13 protein-coding genes are annotated in these 19,046 nt (G+C 44.2%); 12 read left to right on the top strand and 1 reads right to left on the bottom strand.

Translation table 11 applies throughout. From position 1 onward, the window contains the following. Positions 1 to 52 precede the first annotated feature (52 nt). From MKZ09_RS27615 to MKZ09_RS27565, 11 genes are all read left to right on the top strand, one after another. Positions 53 to 1,489 carry an ABC transporter substrate-binding protein gene (locus tag MKZ09_RS27615; protein ID WP_038573104.1) on the top strand — a complete coding sequence of 479 codons (1,437 nt, stop codon included), beginning with the start codon at positions 53 to 55 and terminating at the stop codon, positions 1,487 to 1,489. A gap of 167 nt (positions 1,490 to 1,656) precedes the next feature. Continuing rightward, a complete protein-coding gene (locus MKZ09_RS27610; RefSeq protein WP_076207042.1) occupies positions 1,657 to 4,587 on the top strand; it encodes an extracellular solute-binding protein in 2,931 nt (976 codons plus the stop codon). After that, complete coding sequence (locus MKZ09_RS27605) at positions 4,584 to 5,549, top strand: carbohydrate ABC transporter permease (protein WP_051491076.1); 966 nt, start codon at positions 4,584 to 4,586, stop codon at positions 5,547 to 5,549. Before MKZ09_RS27610 ends, MKZ09_RS27605 begins: the two co-directional genes overlap by 4 nt. A 1-nt stretch (position 5,550) precedes the next feature. Further along, positions 5,551 to 6,411, top strand: coding sequence for a carbohydrate ABC transporter permease (locus MKZ09_RS27600; RefSeq protein ID WP_036679629.1), 861 nt, complete (start codon positions 5,551 to 5,553; stop codon positions 6,409 to 6,411). A gap of 8 nt (positions 6,412 to 6,419) precedes the next feature. Continuing rightward, a complete protein-coding gene (locus tag MKZ09_RS27595) occupies positions 6,420 to 7,913 on the top strand; it encodes an NHL repeat-containing protein (protein ID WP_143767359.1) in 1,494 nt (497 codons plus the stop codon). After that, positions 7,910 to 8,524, top strand: a complete 615-nt coding sequence (locus tag MKZ09_RS27590) for a YIP1 family protein (RefSeq protein WP_076207046.1) — start codon at positions 7,910 to 7,912, stop codon at positions 8,522 to 8,524. Before MKZ09_RS27595 ends, MKZ09_RS27590 begins: the two co-directional genes overlap by 4 nt. A gap of 18 nt (positions 8,525 to 8,542) precedes the next feature. Then, positions 8,543 to 10,915 (top strand): DUF5696 domain-containing protein, encoded by a 2,373-nt coding sequence (locus MKZ09_RS27585; protein ID WP_076207048.1) that lies wholly within the window; start codon positions 8,543 to 8,545, stop codon positions 10,913 to 10,915. Between the two features lie 4 nt (positions 10,916 to 10,919). Then, the gene (locus MKZ09_RS27580) at positions 10,920 to 11,795 is read left to right on the top strand and encodes a carbohydrate ABC transporter permease (RefSeq protein ID WP_081389150.1); all 876 of its coding nucleotides are present in this window, start codon (positions 10,920 to 10,922) and stop codon (positions 11,793 to 11,795) included. Positions 11,796 to 11,798: 3 nt separating this feature from the next. After that, complete coding sequence (locus MKZ09_RS27575) at positions 11,799 to 12,791, top strand: carbohydrate ABC transporter permease (protein ID WP_051491074.1); 993 nt, start codon at positions 11,799 to 11,801, stop codon at positions 12,789 to 12,791. A 200-nt stretch (positions 12,792 to 12,991) separates the two neighbouring features. After that, on the top strand, positions 12,992 to 14,080 hold the full coding sequence (locus MKZ09_RS27570) for a low temperature requirement protein A (RefSeq protein WP_076207081.1): 1,089 nt from the start codon (positions 12,992 to 12,994) through the stop codon (positions 14,078 to 14,080). 132 nt (positions 14,081 to 14,212) lie between these two features. Then, positions 14,213 to 14,989, top strand: a complete 777-nt coding sequence (locus MKZ09_RS27565) for a Cof-type HAD-IIB family hydrolase (protein ID WP_076207050.1) — start codon at positions 14,213 to 14,215, stop codon at positions 14,987 to 14,989. Between the two features lie 147 nt (positions 14,990 to 15,136). Here MKZ09_RS27565 and MKZ09_RS27560 read toward each other — a convergent pair whose 3' ends face one another. Beyond that, positions 15,137 to 16,132, bottom strand: a complete 996-nt coding sequence (locus MKZ09_RS27560; protein WP_081394353.1) for a serine hydrolase domain-containing protein — start codon at positions 16,130 to 16,132, stop codon at positions 15,137 to 15,139. Between the two features lie 113 nt (positions 16,133 to 16,245). Between MKZ09_RS27560 and MKZ09_RS27555 the strand changes: the two genes are divergently transcribed. Then, entirely contained in the window at positions 16,246 to 18,618 is a 2,373-nt protein-coding gene (locus MKZ09_RS27555) for a YcdB/YcdC domain-containing protein (protein WP_076207052.1), read from the top strand. Positions 18,619 to 19,046 lie beyond the last annotated feature (428 nt).

Raw genomic sequence — 19,046 nt, 5'->3', positions numbered from 1 at the left:
CCTTCACTATAAACAGGCATTTATTTGTTCAATTTAAGAGGGAGGTTAGGTTATGATTTCGCAAAGAAAAACGAGCAGTTTAGTCGTATGTATGTTAATGGTTTTTGTGCTTATTCTGTCAGCCTGTAGCAGCGCTGGAAGCTCAACGACGAATAAAAATGCAGCTAACAACGTAAAAACGAACACTGAAAAAACCAATAATGCTAGTGAGCCAACCAATGCAACAGCTACTGAGGGCACGGAAGCAACAGATCCTGCCAACGACCTGCCAAGCAAAGATATTCAAGGTGAGGTTACCGTTTGGGCCTTTAATGAAAAAGTGTTCGAGGAAGTCGGCGCTGCTTTTATGGCTGAATATCCTGGAATTAAGCTGAAGACGGTAGTTATGCCCTTTGGCGACCTGCATGACAAGCTGCAAACGACAATCGCCGCAGGTAGCGGGGCGCCCGACGTAGCAGAAGTAGAGATGTATCAGTTGAATCGCTATATGGCGGGCAATGTGCTGGAGAATCTTTTGGAAGAGCCTTATAACGCTGGAAAATATAAAGATCTGGTTGCTCCTTATAACTGGGAACGTTGGATGACACCAGACAGCTCACAGCTGCTTGGTATGCCTTGGGATATGACACCGGGGGTTTATTACTACCGTGCAGACATTTTTGAAGAGCTTGGATTGCCAAGTGATCCTGCTGAGCTTGGCGAATACATGCAAGATGAAGAGAATCTCTTGAACCTGGCTCAAATTTTGAAAGCTAACGGTAAATATTTCATGGAGTGGAGCGATGGCCCGATCGTATGGGCAGGAGATGAAGTCGGCTACTTCGATAAGGATATGAACTGGACACGTAATACGGACAAAATGGTGAAGGTTCTTGATATTACAAAACGTGGACAACAGCTGGGCTGGGCACCTCATATCGGTTATGGCTCAGACGAAGGTAAACAGCTAGTTCTAAAAGGTGATTTGGTTGGTGTCGTATCGGGTTCATTCGGAGCGCGCGGACTTCAGGAAACATTCCCTGAGCTTGCCGGAAAATGGAAGGTAACCCGTTTGCCAATAGGAATTAACGTGGGAATGGGCGGATCAAGCTTTGTTATCCCTTCGCAAAGCAAAAATAAAGAAGCGGCATGGGCTTACATTCAGTGGAGCATGAGAAGTGAAAATGCTTGGAAAATTTGGACAAAACATTCCATTCAGCCGGGTTACAAGGATATTTCCAGTCTTGATTGGTACGCAAACACTAAAAATGAATATCTGGGTGGGCAAGAGGAATTTAAACTATATGAGCAATTAAGTAACGATATTCCAGTCAAACACCTTACCCCAGTGGATAACAAGGGCTGGGAAATCTTTATAGCAGCGATCGGTGATGCACTGGCTAAGAACACAGATTCCAAGACGGCTATTCAAAAAATTGGTGATGATGTCTTGAAGCAAGCGTCTAAAGAAATTGCTGCCTTTAAAAAGGCAATGGGAATGCAGCCGTAAGGAAATCTAATAACAGGAGGGGCAGCCTGCAATTGCCAGAGCTGCCCTGCTTGTATTCACTTAAGTCCGAGAGGCCCGTAAAGATGGGAGGAGACCGATGCGTGTTACGCATACTGCGAAAATATAAGATTAGTTTGTTGTTACTGGTACTTTTAGGAGTCTCCCTAGTGTGGTGGAATCAATCACGAGGGTTTGATAATTCAGCGATGGATGGCATCCCCGTTTATGCGGATGTTGATGAAAGCTCTATTTTAGAAAGCGATAGTGTGAATTCAAAACTCGAAGCCTCTTACTTAAGCTATTACGAGGAAAAACAGCAGGATGGAGCAAAGGACTCATCGGATTTTACGCTTGCTATTCCTTCGGCGGATTATAAGGCCATTAGTTCTGAAGGTACAGAGGTAATGACGGATCTTGGTGGGAGACCCGGCAAGGTACTAGCGCTTAAAGCAGAGGATAGCTGGGTGGAATATAAATTTACGGTTCCGGCAGATGGGTTATATCAGATGGGGATGGAGTATTATGCCCTTCCTGGTAAACGATCCTCGATCATTCGAAGCGTAAAGATTGATGGGGAGTATTTATTCTCTCAAGTAAAAAAAATGGAATTCCAGCGGATGTGGAAGGAAAGTGCAGAGCCATGGCTGGACAATCAAGGGAATGAATTTAATCCCAAGCGGGAAGAGGTAACAGGCTGGCAATATCGGGAGTTTCGAGATGCCGAGGCCAGAACTGCGGATCCCTTTCGCTTTTATCTGAGCAAAGGGGAGCATACGGTGAAGCTGGAAGCCATCCGGGAACCGGCTGCACTTAGTGAACTGAGAATATTTTCTCCAGAACCGCTCCCGACTTATGCGGAAGTGAAGCAGGAGTATGAGAATAAGGGTTACAAGCCTGTTCAGAATCAAGTGATCAAAATTCAGGCAGAAGAATCCTCCCTTCGTTCAGATCCAACGCTGAAGCGGATCGAGGACCGGGAGCCACTCACCGAACCTTTTAACAAAGATGCTATTGTGCTTAATAGTTTTGGGGGTGTCGGGTGGCGTACGGGTGGACAATGGGCGGAATGGGATTTCGAGATTCCTGAGTCAGGGCTCTACAATATCGCAATTCGTTACGGCCAGTGGTTCCTAAACGGGATACCGGTGGAACGCCGGATTATGATTGATGGCGAGGTACCGTTCCAAGAGCTGAATGCCTTGAAATTCCCTTACAAAGCGGAATGGCAAGTAAACAAGCTAGGGAATGAGGATGGAGAGTACTTCTTTTATCTAGAACAAGGTAAGCATACGTTGCGGATGGAAGTTCAAGTATCGGGCGTTGGCGGAATGATTGAAGCTGTGCTGAACACTACACATAAAATGTCTCTTTTGGGACGTGAAATCACGCAGGTAACGGGAACGAATCCTGATCCAAACGGGGATTGGCAGCTGGAGCAGAACATTCCTAATCTTGTGCCACGGTTACATTTGATGGCGCGGACGTTGGATGATGCTGTGCAGGATATGTATGCTTTTGGCGTTGCTGATGGAAGCTCTGAGCTGAGTACGCTTTATGAAGCACGTGACCGGTTCCTGGAAATGGCGAAGGATACCTCAAGTATTCCAGGTCGTCTTCAGCAATTTACGGATCTGCAGTCATCGCTTGGCTTATGGGTCAACGGATTAATGAAGCAGAGTATTGTAATGGACTATATTGAAGTGAAGTCGGAAGATCAGCCATGGCCTAAAGACGCGGCTCCTTGGTATACCCGTGTAGGGACGATGACGTATGACTTCTTTAGTTCTTTTACAAAGGATTACAGCGGCATAGGGAATACGTACAAAAATGAAAAGGTGCTGGATGTCTGGATCTCTCGTGGACGTGATTGGGCGGAGATCATTAAGCAAATGGTGGATGAGGACTTTACACCAAACACGGGCATCAAGGTGAACGTCAATATTATTCCTACGCTTGCAGCGGATCAGAAGCAGATTCTGTTATTAGCCAATACTGCCGGACTTGCTCCCGATGTGGCACTGGGGGTTGAGGGTGAAGTGCCGATTGACTTTGCGGTGCGGAATTCACTCGTGAATCTGAATGAATTCTCAGATTATCAAGAGGTTGCTGAACGTTTCAGAGCCGGTGCACTGATTCCTTATAAGTATGATAACGGAGACTTCGCATTGCCGGAGAATCAGAACTTCACGATGCTCTTTTACCGGAAAGATATTATGGCACAGCTGGGCATTAGCGAGAAGGATATTCCGAATACGTGGCAAGAGGTTATGGAACTGATTCCTGTGCTGCAACAAAACGGGATGGACTTCTATTATCCACATGCCCCGAACAATCCAAGTCTAGCCATTAATGAGTTTGCGCCGTTCTTATTCCAGTATGGCGGGGATTTCTATAAGAATAATGGGATGTTGTCTGATCTGGATTCACCAGAAGCACTGACAGCTATGAAAATGTGGACGGGACTCTTTACGAACTACAAGCTGCAGAAACAAGCGGATTTCTATAACCGTTTCCGTTCTGGAGAGATGCCAATCGGCGTTGCTGATTATTCCACATACATTCTGTTATCTACTGCCGCACCTGAATTGACAGGCTGGTGGGGCATGAAACCAATGCCGGGTATTGAACAAGCAGATGGACAGATTAACCGTTCTACAGGCGGGCTTGCACAGACAGGAATTATTTTTAAGGATACGGATATGAAAGAAGAATCTTGGGAGTTCCTGAAATGGTGGACCAGTGCGGATGCACAGGAGAACTTCGGCTCAGAGCTTGAGTCTTTGCTGGGTGTTGAAGCTCGTTGGAATACAGCCAATGTTGAAGCACTCAAACGTCTGCCGTGGCAGCAAGATGATATCGACGCCATTATGGAACAGTGGGAGTGGTTTAAAGAGCGCGAAGTGGTGCTTGGAGGATATTACACGACCCGGCATATCGCCAACATCTGGAATGAAATTGTGCTCAACGGTAAATTCCCGCGGGAGGCGATGGAGCAAGGTGTGCGTGAAATCAATAAAGAGCTTAGTAAGAAACGCGAAGAGTTCGGAATTGAAACTTCCCAGACTTCAAACGCCAAAGAGAAAGGAGGTCAGAAATGAGTAGTGAAATAATTACACCGGTACAGAACGAAGCCGTACAGATGCAGCCGACGAAAACTCCCGGGAAATGGACTCAGCTTTGGTTAGATATCAAAAAAAATAAAGTTTCCTATTATTTCTTGGCCCCTTTCCTGATTCTGTTCACTGTTTTTACTATTGTTCCTATTATCATGTCCGTCGTTCTAAGCTTCAGCTATTACAACATTATTGAGACACCGAGATTCATTGGCTTCTCTAACTATAAGCTGTTGTTTGTAGACGATGATATCTTTCTTAAAGCTGTTGGGATTACGCTGAAATTTGCCATTATTACAGGTCCAATAGGTTATATTATGGCCTTCTTGCTGGCCTGGCTGATTAGCCAGATTCCGCAGAAGTTCCGCTTTTTCTATACCCTATGCTACTATGTGCCATCGATTACAAGTGCAGTAGCAATGTCCGTGGTTTGGTTGTATTTGTTCGCCGGCGACCGCAAGGGGTTGCTCAATCACTGGCTCATTCAGCTGGGGATTATCAATGAACCTTATTTATTTCTACAAAATGTAGATTCGATCGTACCGGTGATCATCATAGTTTCCTTATGGATGAGTATGGGGGTAGGTTTCCTTGCTTTTCTGGCCGGACTTCAAAATGTACCGACAGATTTATATGAAGCTGGCTCAATTGATGGGGTCAAGTACCGCTGGCAGGAGCTTTGGTACATTACGATTCCATGCGTCAAACCGCAGCTGTTATTCGGTGCGGTGATGCAGGTGGTCGGTTCGCTTACCGTATTTGACGTCAGTATGCGGCTTGTTGGATTTCCGAGTCCCCTTTATGCAGGCCATACGATTATGGCGCATCTGTTCGACTACGCATTTATCCGCTTTGAGATGGGATATGCGTCAGCGATTGCTGTATTACTGTTCGCTTTGATGCTTGGGCTCAACCGTCTCATCTTCAAAGTGCTGGGGAGGGATTAGGATGCACAAAATAAATTTACGGCGTATTGACTATGGCGGCATCTTTTTATATCTGTTCTTAACGGTGTTTGGCCTAATTATGCTGCTGCCACTTGTCTATATGGCAGTGACTGCTTTAAAACCAACAAGCGAACTATTCCTGTTCCCACCACGGTTTTTCGTAGTGAATCCGACGTTGGTGAACTTTCGTGATTTGCTGTTAATTACCGGAACTTCGGCGGTGCCGTTCTCACGGTTTATTTTCAATAGCGTGGTCGTTACATCGGGGATTGTGGTCGGGGGTGTCTTAATTTCAGCAATGGCGGCTTATCCGCTTGCCAAGCACAATATGCCATTTAAAAGCGCTATCTTTAGTATGATTGTGGCGGCGCTGATGTTTTCACCCTTAGTATTGCAAATACCGCAATATCTGCTGATTAGCCGCAGCGGATTAATGAATTCGTATTTTGCAATGATCTTACCTTATCTGGCTGCACCGATGGGAATGTTTCTTATGACCCAGTTCCTGCGGCAGCTTCCAGACGCTTTATTAGAGGCGGCCCGCATAGACGGGGCTTCCGAATGGAAGGTATTCTGGGTGGTTGTGATGCCAATGCTTAAGCCGGCGATTTCGACTTTTGCTTTATTCAGCTTCATTTCTGCTTGGAATGATCCGTATCCTTCAATGGTCTATACGACTGTTCAGGAAATGAAGACATTGCCGCTTGCCATCCAAACTATCAGTGGAGGAGCTGGAGTCGTTGCTAGGGTAGGTACTTTGGCAGCAGCAAGCTTCTTGATGATTCTCCCGACTATTCTTGTCTTTATATTAACGCAGCGGATGGTGCTTCAGACAATGGCCCATTCGGGGCTGAAGGAATAGGGGGAGTCATGATGATAGGACGTAATATGATAAAAATGCTGCTAACAGGGCTACTGGTGACGCTGACACTGCCAGTGCTGCTGCTTCCAGGGCAGGCGCTAGCTGGTGAAGCCCCATATGAGGGGTATACGTGGAATCAGTCCGGCAATGAGGTCCGCTCGATTAATGGTTATCTCTACGATTCTTCTATCGATCCAACAGGAACAGATATGGGGTCCTTCAAAAATCCGGAATCTCTTTTTATTAGTGATGACGATTCACTCTACGTAGTAGACACGGGCAACAGCCGTATTGTTCATATGGATAAGGACGGTCGTCTGCTAAATCTGATCGGTGATGCGGAGGGCAGCGGCAAGCTGCAGGAGCCGAAGGGTGTATTCGTGAAAGAGGATGGAACGGTATATGTAGCAGATACAAAAAACGCGCGTATTGCTATTTTTGATAAAAATGGCAAGTTCGTAAAAGAGTTTCTAAAACCGGATAGCCCATTACTGGGTGCTAATTTCTCTTATTCTCCTTCTAAATTAGTCGTAGATAAGCGTGATTATATGTATGTGGTGAGCGATGGTAACACACAGGGGTTGCTGCAAATTGACTCGGGCGGTAAGTTCAAGGGGTTTTATGGAGCGAACCATGTAGGCTTCTCCTGGACACGACTCTTAATTAAGCTGGTGGCCACCAAAGAGCAGCAGAACCAGCTGGCGACCGTTAAACCTTCTGAGTTCTCCAACGTGGATCTGGATGAAGAAGGATTTATCTACAGCACAACCCTGGGCGAAGAGTATAACCAGATCAAACGGTTATCTCCGGTAGGCGTAGATACGCTGAACATTGGTAAACGCTGGTACGGTGATTATTACTCTGAGGGTCCATTCAGTATGGCTTCCTTTATGGGGATCAGTATTGATAAGAACGGATTTATAACTGCGCTGGATTTGCAGTCCAGTAAAGTCTTCCAATATGACAAGCTGGGGAATTTGTTATTCAGCTTTGGCGGGATTGGGGATCAGAATGGACTCTTCGTGACTCCTTCCGCCGTAGATCAAACCGCTGATGGCCTGATCTATGTAGTGGATAAAGGACGGGGCAGAATCGATCGCTTCCGGACCACGCCGTTTGCGGATTTGGTTCATCAGGCATCTTTGCTATATGTAGATGGCAGCTATGACGAAGCGCAATCCTTATGGCAAGAGGTGCTGCGATTGAACGCCAATTATGATATGGCTTATCAGGCTATCGGCAAAGCGCTTTATAAAGCAGAGCAATATAAGGAATCTATGAGCTATTTCAAGCTTTCAAATTCCAAAGTTGACTATTCATCCGCTTTCCGCGAATATCGTAAATTGTTTATCCGGGAGCATTTTACTTATTTCTTTGCCGGCGGAATCGGGCTGTTCTTAGTACTGCTCTGGAGTGCGCCGAGATTATACCGGAAATTCCATGCCTGGCTGTATAGAGGAAACAAGGCAGTATTGGACCCGGCAAAGGGGGAGATTGGATGAACACTTTGCGAATGATTCATCAGGTTGTAGTTCATCCTTATCAGTTCTATAACGATATTCAAGGAAAGCAGCGTATCCGCTGGATACAGGGGATTGCGATCGTTCTACTGACCTTTGTGGCACGAATGATCTCGATTCTGATTACAGGGTATGCTTTTCAAACAAGAGAGCCGCATGAAATCTCCATGTTTCATGAGTTTATTTGGCTTATCGTTCCTTGGTTGACCTGGTGTGTCTCGAACTGGGGCGTCAGTACGATTATGGATGGTGAGGGGAAATTTAAAGAGATTTTTGTGGGCAGTGCCTTTGCGCTTGTTCCATACATGCTCTTTATCATCCCAGTCACACTGCTAACGTTGGTTCTTTCGCTGGATGAGGCTTCAACCTACAATCTGCTGCACAAGTTTGTGATTCTTTGGGTGGCTTGGTTGATTTTAATGAAGGTGAAGATCCTGCATGACTTTGAGATTCGCAAGGTTATTTTTATCACCATAATCAGTGTAATAGGCATCGCCATTATCTGGTTTGTAGGCATTTTGCTGTTTGGTATTTCCAATCAATTTGTTTCATTTATTGTCGATCTGCTCAAAGAATTGAGATTGCGCGCGTAAGGAGGGAAAGGTAACACGATGAGAAAAAAAGTTAAAGTGCGGGGCATTCTCTGTATTGTTGTGATGATGCTGTTCGCAGTGATAAATGTTCAACCCCTACACAGTTCCGCCGATCCGTCCACCGCTGCGCAGTCTGTTCAGACTGAAGAAAGCAAAGAGGTTGGGCAAGAGCAAACATCGGTGGTGACTGAACCAGCTGAAGGGCAGGCCACTTCTGTGCAAGAAAAGGAGACCACGGCTCCCGTAGAAGAGCAGGCTCCAGCCGCTGTAGCAGCACCTGTACAGAAGGTTGAGCTGCAGCCGGTCACGCCTGGAACAAAAGCATTGGAGAACGAACGCTATATTTTATATGTAGATGAGAAATCGGGAAATCTTCGCATCACAGACAAAATCACAAACAAGGAGTGGCTTGGATCTCCACAGCTGGAGCGAACAGCCATGCCAAATATTAAGAAATACACGACCGCACCGATTTATGCCAGATACACACAGGGGGCTGATATTACACAGGTCTACCCACTTAAAGATGAAGACTCCACGGTTACCGTAACGATTGAGCAAGATGTCGTCCGTGCGGAGTTTGCTTTTATTAGCCTGAAGCTTTCTTTTGCTCTGGAGTACAGACTGACTGCTAATGGATTTGAGGTTTCCATTCCACAGGAGTACTTGAAGGAAGAGGGGAATGCGAAATTCACGAGTCTGGAGGTTCTGCCATTTTTTCATGCGGCTAGAGAAGATGCAGAGGGGGCAATGATGCTTCCGGATGGTTCAGGGGCATTGCTGGAGTTTCGGAAAGATCATCCCGCTTATTTGAAAGGTTATTCTGAATACATTTACGGCGGGGACGAAACCTTCGTGAAACAAAATCATGAAATTACGGATAACTCTTGGCAAAAGGCGGCACCTCTTAAAAAAGCTATCGCTTTGCCAGTGTTTGGGATCTATCAGGGAGACACCGGATATTTAGCAATTGTTACTAAGGGAGATACCGACGCTAAAATCAACGGTGTTCCATCAGGCATTCGCGCTATTTCGCTTTATAGAGCATCAAGTGAATTCACCCTGCGCAAGGATGATGTTATTTTTGTCGGCAATTCCGGCCAAATTCCTTATTATCAGGGTGAGATGATCAAAACCGATCGTAGCGTACGTTATGTTCTGCTCCAAGGCGAGGAAGCCAACTACGTTGGGATGGCGAAGGAATACCGTAATTACTTAATGGAAGAGAAAAAGGTCAAGGAAGTAGTTCTTGAGAACACGCCATTGTATCTGCAAGTGCTCGGCGGGATTTCGCGTGATGAAGTCATCGGTTCAACTTTTATAGAAGCAGCTACGTTTAAACAAATCAAGGACATGATTGATCAATATCAGGCAGAGGGTGTTACTCAGCTAGAGATTACGATCGAGGGATGGTCCAAAAATGGTTTATACGGAAACCAGCCAGAACAATTCCCTGTTGAGAAGAAGCTGGGAGGCAATAAGGGACTTAAAGAGCTTCAGGAATATGCCGCAGGCAGGGGCGTAAATCTTTATTTGAAAGCTAACTACGTGAAACCTTACCAAGATAGCAACGGCGTGAAGGCAAGTAGAGATGCTGTGCGCGGCATTAATCGTGAAGTCTTGAAGCAGTACGTCTATTATCTCTCTACCCGGTGGAATACGGATGATTATTTCTATTTAATGAAACCTAGTGTTATCGCAAAACGCAGTAATGCTGAGCTGAGCAAGTTTCAGGATCTGGGTGTGAAGGGTGTGCAGTTTGAACACTTTGGAAGCTTGCTATACTCCGATGAGGATAATAAATCCAATACAGACCGCCAGCTTACAGAAGATACTTATGTTAATGCATTGGATAACTTCCGTAAGGGTGAGCTTAACACGGCAGTAGATTATGGTTTTGCCTATACATTAGGACATGTGAACCGGATTGATCAAGTGCCGCTCGACTCCAGTCAATTTGTCTATACAGATCGGGCGATTCCTTTTTATCAACTAGTGTTACACGGCTTAGTGCCTTATACAGCAAGCCCGGTTAATCTGTACGATGATTCCCGTAACCAAACCTTACGGGCGCTGGAATATGGAGCCCTTCCAAGTTATGAATTAACTTATGCTCCGACTAGCGATCTTCAGAGAACCATGGCAGACCGGCTGTTCAGCTCTAGTCTTGAGAACTGGCTGGTACCTTCTGTGCAGAATTATCTCGCATTGAAAGAGGTCTATGACAGCATTAGCAACCAGCAAATGACGAATCATGAGCAGCTGCAAAGTAAAGTCTTTCGGACGACTTATGCAAACGGTGTGAGCATTATAGTCAACTATAATGAGCGGTCTGTTGACGTGTCTGGTCAGACCGTCGAGGCATTCAGCTATGCGGTAACAGGAGGATGATGAAGTGAAAAAATCAAAGCTATCGATGCGAGCGCGTTATTTCGTTGAAGGATATTCCTTCATCGGCCTGTGGCTGGTCGGATTTCTGGTGTTTATGGCTGTTCCGCTGGGCCGTTCCTTGTATTATTCCTTTCAGGATCTCCAAGTGAGCAAAGGCGGCTTACTGGCCACTTTTGTTGGGCTGGAGCATTATCGTGCCGCGTTTACTACAGATGTTAATTTCTTGCCTCTGCTCAAATCGACGATGGTGTCGACGGTGACTCAGGTTCCGTTAATTCTTATCTTTTCGCTCTTTTGTGCGATTCTGCTAAATCGCGGACTCGTAGGAAAAACCTTTTTCCGTGGCGTGTTCTTTTTGCCGGTCATCATTGCTTCAGGGGCGATCCTGGGCAAATTGATGGATCAGGGTGCCGCAAATTTACCGATTTTTTATAATCAGGATTTATATGATAAGCTCCATAACTTTATCCCCGGCGACATTTTGAAGTCGTTGCTGAAATATGCAGAATCTTTAACACTGGTGATGTGGGATTCTGGCGTGCAAATTCTGATTTTTCTAGCGGGGTTACAGACGATTTCTGTTTCACTGTATGAAGCGGCCAAATGTGATGGAGCAACCGCGTGGGAAAGCTTTTGGAAAATCACCTTCCCGATGATTATGCCGATGATGCTCGTAAACACGTTGTTTAGTATCGTCAGCTCATTCACGAAGGCAGATAATCAAATCATGAGTCATATTTTGAATGTCGTCTTTAAGAATAATGATTTTGGATATGGCTCAGCGATGGGCTGGATTTATTTTGTGTTTATTTTCTTGGTTCTGGGTTTGGTCTTCCTGTTATTCAGCAAGTCGCTCGGTGCCACCGAAGGGAGGAAGTAGAAGATGTTGAAGGAATCCGTAAAGCAGGTTCGGACGACGAACATGGAACATCTGACAACTCGTCTAAAAGCAAGCGGCAAGCTGGACAGAGTCGTGAAACGTTCGCTTCAGGTGCTGAATATCGCTTTTTATTACTTGGTTATTCTCAGCTTAACGTTCGTATTCCTATATCCCTTGTTATACATGGTGTCCAAATCCATGATGCAAGTAACAGACGTAGCCGATGCCACAGTGCAATGGCTTCCGAAAAAGATAAGTTTTGGCAACTATTTTCTGGCATGGGATTCGCTAAAATTCTGGGCCGGGTTTGCGAATAGTGCGATTATTTCCTTCGGGAGTGCGGTTCTGCAAATCTTAAGCTGTTCCTTAATCGGGTATGGCTTTGCCAGATACCGTTTTCCAGGCTACGCAGTATGTTTCGTTCTGCTGCTGTTTACTTTTCTAGTTCCACCGCAGACGATTGTTGTGCCGCTTTATTTGTTCTTTAGTGACTTGGGGTGGATTAATACACATTTGCCGTTTGTGGTTCCTTCTATGTTTGGGCACGGGTTGAAGGGGGCATTATTCGTACTGATCTTTATTCAGTTCTACCGCGGAATGCCTAAAGTGTTGGAGGAAGCAGCACGTATCGACGGTGCAGGTGCATTCAGAACGTACTGGAAAATCATGTTTCCAATCGCCAAGCCGGCAATGCTGATCGTATTCTTGTTCTCTGTGGTATGGCACTGGAATGACAGCTTTGAACCGAATACGTATTTAACAACACCGGATTTCTATAATCTGTCGCAGCGATTAGCGATGTTTTATGGTTCCAATAATCAGGCAGCGGAGACGATGTCGCAAATGACTTCGGGTTCTATTGGGATGGCCCCAACTGGACTGAATCAGGTTATGGCGGCGTGTATTCTAACTATTCTGCCAATTCTGATTCTGTATTTGTTCGTACAGCGTCATTTCGTAGAAAGTGTGGAACGCTCCGGTATTGCCGGGGAATAACTTTATCTACTAAAAAACCAGCAAGCTCCCTGTGTGGAGGCTTGCTGGTTTTATTTTTAGGTAAAGGGTCTTCAAATTAGTATATCAATTCGGTTAAGATGGATAAGTATTCGATAAACTGTATTAGAAATACACATCCAAACCAAGGGAGTCAGACGATGAATAAACGCACATCGGGATTTGAGCACAGTACAGCATCCATTGCTGAGAAGAAAGTTACTTGGCTGGAGCTATTTTATGATCTGCTTTTTGTAGCAGCAGTTTCAAAAGCGAGCCATGTCCTACTGCATGTAGAGGCGGGTACAATCCCACTTGAATACTTATCCAAATTCATCTTAATATTTATTCCGATCTGGTGGGCTTGGGTAGGGCAATCGCTTTTTGTAAATCGGTTTGGTCAAGACATCTTTTCACATCGGATATTCTTGATTCTACAATTATTTTTTGTATTAATAATGACGGCGAGCTTGTCGGTTAACTTTGATCAATATTATATGCCATTCTTAATTGGTTATGTTGGTTTGAGAGCTATGACAGCCATTCAATATCTTACGATAAATAAGAATGAAGCGGCTGATAGAAAGGGCACTGCCCGGTATTTGGGAAGCAGATTTTGGATTGGATTAGTGATTTCTTCTTTATCACTTTTCTTTGACTCTTGGATGCGTTATGTAGTTTTGTATGCGGGAATTACTGTAGACATTCTGCTTCCATTAGTAGGCCGGAAATACTTGGTGAAAAGTCCGATCAATACTCATCATTTATTGGAACGCTTCTCGTTGTTTACGCTTATTCTGCTTGGCGAATCAGTGGTCAGTATCCTTGCGGTCTTACAGTCTAGCCACTGGACGTGGCAATCTATTGTATTTGCATTATTAACTTTTCTATTAATCATAGCTATGTGGTGGCAATATTTTGATAATGTTGAAAAGAAAGTGGACAAGACTATAGAGACTGCCGGACAAACCATAATTTACGGGCATTTATTTATTTATGTATCCTTGAGTATGATTGCAGCTTCGATCCAACTGTTATTTTTAGATCAATTAAATTATACATTTATGGTGTGTTTTGTTTTTGGATCGGTCCTGCTCTACTTCTTCTCTACCTCACTGGTCTTCCATAAATATAGACATATACAGCAACGGTTAGGGATATTTCATTTGACGTTATTATTAGGTTTACTTGGTGTTTTTTTCGCAGTAGATTTGTTGTTCCTTATACCTAATTACCTGGTCATTGGTGAAATGATGTTATTTTTTGTGGTATATGCAAAATTAACGACGTAAGCTTGTTGTGCCGAAGCTGAATAATGAAAACAAGAAGGAAGCCGATCCGTGTGATCGGCTTCCTTCTTGTTTTAGATCCCATGAAATATAATCTATCTAGTTACGTTCGAACGGGGAGGCTTATTTCATAACATGTATAAGATTGTATTTTTTGATGTGGACGGTACTCTAGTAAGTGAAATTGATAGAAGCATTCCGCTTAGCACGCTAGAAGCAATTGAGAAGTTGTTAGAGAGAGGAATTAAAGTCGTAGTTGCAACAGGGAGACCGCATAACTTATGTGAAGAGTTCAAGTCTATGGGCATTGATACCTTTATTTCTGCTAACGGTGCGCTTGTCAAATGTAAGGATAACGTTATCTATAAATCAACGCTTTCAACAGAAACCGTGCGGGAACTCTCGGTTTTTGCTGAGTTGAACGGACATGGCATGTCCTATTTCACCGAACTTATAACCATGAACGGAATGGGTTCCGGGGATGAGCGCGTTATGAAGGCATTAAAGGAGACTTTGAGTCTTACACAATATCCCGAAAAAATGAGCGTTCTGCCAGAGGAGGTTTACTGTATATGCCTGTATGCGGACGAAAATGAAGCGCAAAAATTCCAAGATAGATTTCCTGAATTACGGTTCGAACGTTTTCACGGATACGTTATGAATGTGCTTGAAGAAACAAAAGTTTCTAAATCAACGGCGATTAAACAAGTGCTGGATTATCTGAATATTTGCAAGTCAGAAGCTATCGCGTTTGGTGACGGTGGAAATGATATCGACATGTTGGAGTATGTGGGATTGGGCATTGCGATGGGAAACGGTGCGGAACAGTTAAAACAAAAAGCCGATTTTGTTACAAAAAAAGCAAGTGAAGGCGGGATAGCCTACGCATTAAAGAAATTTGGTGTCATTTAAGCTTGCAGCAAACGAGTTGAAGAAAAATTAAGAGCGATCATTTGTACAAATCTAACAGCGACAGCCAAGACTTTATCAGTCTATGGCTGCGGCTGCTTTATGGATTGTGTGGTACCCACACATAGAACTGCATGTGATTTCTGGTTCTTACTCCCCTAGAAGAGCTGGCACAATAAATCGGCCGAAAACATTTGCAGGAGAGCCTTTTTTGTACTTATCCGCGGTGATAACGGCAACCAGCTCGTAAGCAGGAACTACAATGATATGCTGCCCTTTAAAGCCGAGTGCAAAATAATAAGGGATCTCGTTCGGCTGTTGCTCTGAACCTGCATTGAATTGGGATACCCACCAATGCCAGCCATAGAATCCTTTTTGCGGATGATTGGCTTCAACGTAAGGGCGAGTAGATTGCTGAATTGTATCTGAAAAAAGGATCTGCTGATCCTTCCAGCGTCCCTCCTGCAAATAAAGTAAGCCGAATTTCAGCATATCCTCCGGCTTCAGATGAAGTCCGAACCCACCGGTATGTATGCCTTGCGGATCGCTCTCCCAGTGATAGCTTTGAATGCTAAGCGGTTGAAACAGCTGATCTTCGGCAAATTCCGCAACCGCCTGTCCAGAACAATCACGCAGGATTGCGGACAAGAGCTGAGAGGAGCCTGAGTTATAAGTCATCACGGTTCCTGGTGTATGAGCTAATGGCTGTGCAAGCACAAATTTTATCCAGTCTGCGGTTTTAGTCATGGCCGGAAAAGAATTCTGCCCGCCGAACTCTGTCCAGTTAAAGCCACCGGTCATCGTTAATAAGTGTTCGATAGTGATCTCTCTTTTACGTGGGTCATGATCTTCTTTTAATGAAGGGAAAAATAAAGAAATAGGTGTGTCTGGAGGTGGAATAATTTGTTTATCTATGGCTATGCAAACTAAGGCGGAGAGTACGCTTTTGGTGCATGAGTTGATTTTGCCAAGCTCTTCAGAGATTTGTGGATCACGGTAATGCTCCAGTATGGGTTCTCCATGTTGAACGATTAGACAACTGCGAATGTCTAGGTTAGTAATACCGTCAATAAGCGGCTGAAGGTTCCAGTCAGTAATGTCGGTGACCCCCTTTCTAGATGAATTATAGCTGCAACTGTTTACCATTATAGCTCACATCACAAAAATGTCGTAATTTCCTGTCGTTAAATAATTATGGAAAATACAAGAAAAAATCTGTATAATAATATGAATCACGTGTTAGAGGAGGATGAATTCTTTTGAAAAGCAATAGTACTCTTTTTGTTCATCAAACAGCTAAAACGGTATTAATCACTTCCGTTGCACTCGCGTTACTCTTACCCCCTGGCTTAGCCGCAGCCGATTCTATATCTGTTAGCAGCAACACTTCCGTAACGCAGGTTAGTACGCAATCAGCGGCTCCAGCTACGACTACGAACTCTGAGGCTGATCCTGCAAAAGTAAAATTCACGCAGGAGCAAGCCATTGCAAAGTTAAAAGAACTATTCCCATCCCTAAAAGATGCAACTGTAAACAATGTTCAACTGGGATCTAACCAAAGCTACCCAGCTCCAGCAAATCAAATGATCTGGCATATTCAGTGGCAGGTTCAAGAAGGGAATATAGGATATGGTTTTAGCAGTGAGGTAGACGCCATTAATGGTGATATCATCAACACCTATCTCTCTTTCTCCCAGGAGAAGAACGAATCGTATTATCCACCGAAAGTATCGCAGACTCAGGCATTGGAGATCGCCAAGACTTTTGTGGCTAAGGCAGCCTCATCGGTTAAGAGCAGTGAGCTGCAATTAAATGAGAATGTTGGTTATAGTTATTTTTCGGAATCATTATTCGGTCCTGTTCAATATGGATATAACTTCAGTATTCTGAAGAATGGTATTCCTTCTGGTTCGGACAGCATTAACATAGTTGTGGATGGTAACGGAAATGTAACGCAATTCTCTAAGTCTTCTCAAGGGCTTGAGTACCCGTCTGCACAGCCCAAGATTACCTTGGAGCAAGCACAGAAGCAATTTGCGGAACAGTTCGATGTGGGCCTATTTTACATTCCTATTTATAAGAACGGAAAACCTAACAACTGGATTCTAGGCTGGCGTCCAATAGATCAGTCTCTATATCCTATCGATGCATTAACAGGCAAGCGGATAGATTATGAAGGAAAAGAATCCGTATCCACCTCAGTCGTGTATTCAGAAGTAGCGAAGAGTAAGGATGTTTTTCAGGCAAGAAGTTCTAGTACAGAGCTTACTGCAAAAGAAGCAGCACAGCTTGTAGAGAAGGTTGCTTATATCCCAGCTGATCGTAAATTGATCTCGCAAACCTTGAGAAATGACTATCAGGATTCAGATCGAAAAATCTGGCAGCTATACTGGGGCAGTAATGGAAATGATCGTTACATTGGTGCTGGCTTTCCAGAACAATCCTCTGCCGAGATCGATGCAAAGACCGGTGAAGTATTGCAGTACCAGGTTCAAGCTTATGGTGCTATTCAGGATAAGAAAAAGGAAGAGCCGGCACCTGCTGGAGGTAAGAAGCTTAGTGAGGCTGAAGCGAAGGTGAAAGCGCTTAGTATAATTAATAGTCTATATCCTCAGGCGAGCCAGAAGCTAAAGCTGGTAGAATCCGGGGATAATTCGAGTTTGAATTCAGACGGATCAGGATATGGATACCAGTTTATTAGATATCATCAAGGAATTCCTGTGAGTGGCAGCACCATTACGGTAAGCTTGGATCTTTACGGCAGACTGACTTCTTACATGGGGAATCGGATAAGCGGTATCGATGGAATCACATTATCGCCTGATGCAACAATTTCCAAGAAAGAAGCGCTCGAAAGTTATAAACCTAAATATCAGACTAAACTGAAGTATACTCAGGTTGGCGGATACAATACTTATAGTAACTATGTCCCACCGAAGGTGAAGCTGGTATATGATACAACCTTTGATGAATCTAATGGATTGAATCAGGTTTTGGATGCAGCCACTGGAAAATGGGTTGCGGTGTATGATTACCTCGGTCAGCAGGATGCTCAACTATCTGCAACGGATATCAAAGGCCATGCAGCAGAGCGGGAATTATCAGAATTGGTAAACCACCATGTGATTACACCGGATGCCGATGGCAAAGTGAACCCGGATCAAGAAATAACTGTCGGTGATTGGTTAACCTATATTGCTAAAGCTTCTAGTCCGATGTTCAGCAATTATTATAATAATAATGAACGAAAAACTGTGGCAGGCGTGAAGCCAGAGAATTCATATTATGATGCAGTTATTTTTGCAGCTGATCGTAAATGGATCAATAAGGATGAAGGCCTGCAAGTAGAGAGTAAGTTAACCCGGGAACAGCTTGCTGTTCATCTGGCTAATTTCTTGAAATACAATAAACTCACAGCTTATCTTGATAAAGATGTGACTGTAAGTCAGTTTAGTGATAGCTCAGCTATAAACAACAAGGGGGCCGTGGCTCTTGTTGTGAAATTGGGACTCTTAAAGGATGACAACGGCAAGTTTAATCCGCAGCAGAATGTAACAAAAGCGCTGGCGGCTTCGGTGATCATGAAGCTAGTGGAGCTGCAAGGAAAGACCGATCAGATCATAGGTCAATAAGTGTTAAAAAGACAGCCAGGCAGCGATTCTCCGACGATTGGAGAATCGCTGCCTGGTTTTTTAGTTTGCAGCGCGGCGGATTGACTAAAGCATCTCTATTTGGCAGATGCAGTTTTCGGTCTCCACCCAGCATTTTTTTTGTGCGCCGATTCTTGCTGGAATCCGCGAAATAACTGCATTCTATACAGTTATTTCTTATGCAAAAGGTGAATGTGTATCTTTAATTGCATTCTCTGCAACTAAAAACTAGAGAATTCACCTATCGGCGAGAAAAGCAAGAATATAAGTGTACGAAATACACTTATATTCTTTGGCCGAGTGATTTGATGCATTATAAGTGTACTAAATACAATTAAACGCGTAATGCCGTGTAATGCCGCGTAATTCAATGCTGAATTCAACGCTGAATTCAACGCTGAATTTATCCT

The sequence above is a fragment of the Paenibacillus sp. FSL R5-0908 genome (genome assembly GCF_038006245.1).
GTDB lineage: Bacteria > Bacillota > Bacilli > Paenibacillales > Paenibacillaceae > Paenibacillus_AQ > Paenibacillus_AQ odorifer.
The sequence above is the reverse complement of the archived record's forward strand: the minus strand, read 5'-3'. Positions and strand labels throughout refer to the sequence as shown.

Coding starts and splice junctions, on each gene's coding strand:
- MKZ09_RS27600 (WP_036679629.1), top strand. CDS start 5,551: ATGCACAAAATAAATTTACGGCGTATTGACTATGGCGGCATCTTTTTA.
- MKZ09_RS27590 (WP_076207046.1), top strand. CDS start 7,910: ATGAACACTTTGCGAATGATTCATCAGGTTGTAGTTCATCCTTATCAG.
- MKZ09_RS27575 (WP_051491074.1), top strand. CDS start 11,799: ATGTTGAAGGAATCCGTAAAGCAGGTTCGGACGACGAACATGGAACAT.
- MKZ09_RS27615 (WP_038573104.1), top strand. CDS start 53: ATGATTTCGCAAAGAAAAACGAGCAGTTTAGTCGTATGTATGTTAATG.
- MKZ09_RS27565 (WP_076207050.1), top strand. CDS start 14,213: ATGTATAAGATTGTATTTTTTGATGTGGACGGTACTCTAGTAAGTGAA.
- MKZ09_RS27605 (WP_051491076.1), top strand. CDS start 4,584: ATGAGTAGTGAAATAATTACACCGGTACAGAACGAAGCCGTACAGATG.
- MKZ09_RS27595 (WP_143767359.1), top strand. CDS start 6,420: ATGATGATAGGACGTAATATGATAAAAATGCTGCTAACAGGGCTACTG.
- MKZ09_RS27560 (WP_081394353.1), bottom strand. CDS start 16,132: ATGGTAAACAGTTGCAGCTATAATTCATCTAGAAAGGGGGTCACCGAC.
- MKZ09_RS27585 (WP_076207048.1), top strand. CDS start 8,543: ATGAGAAAAAAAGTTAAAGTGCGGGGCATTCTCTGTATTGTTGTGATG.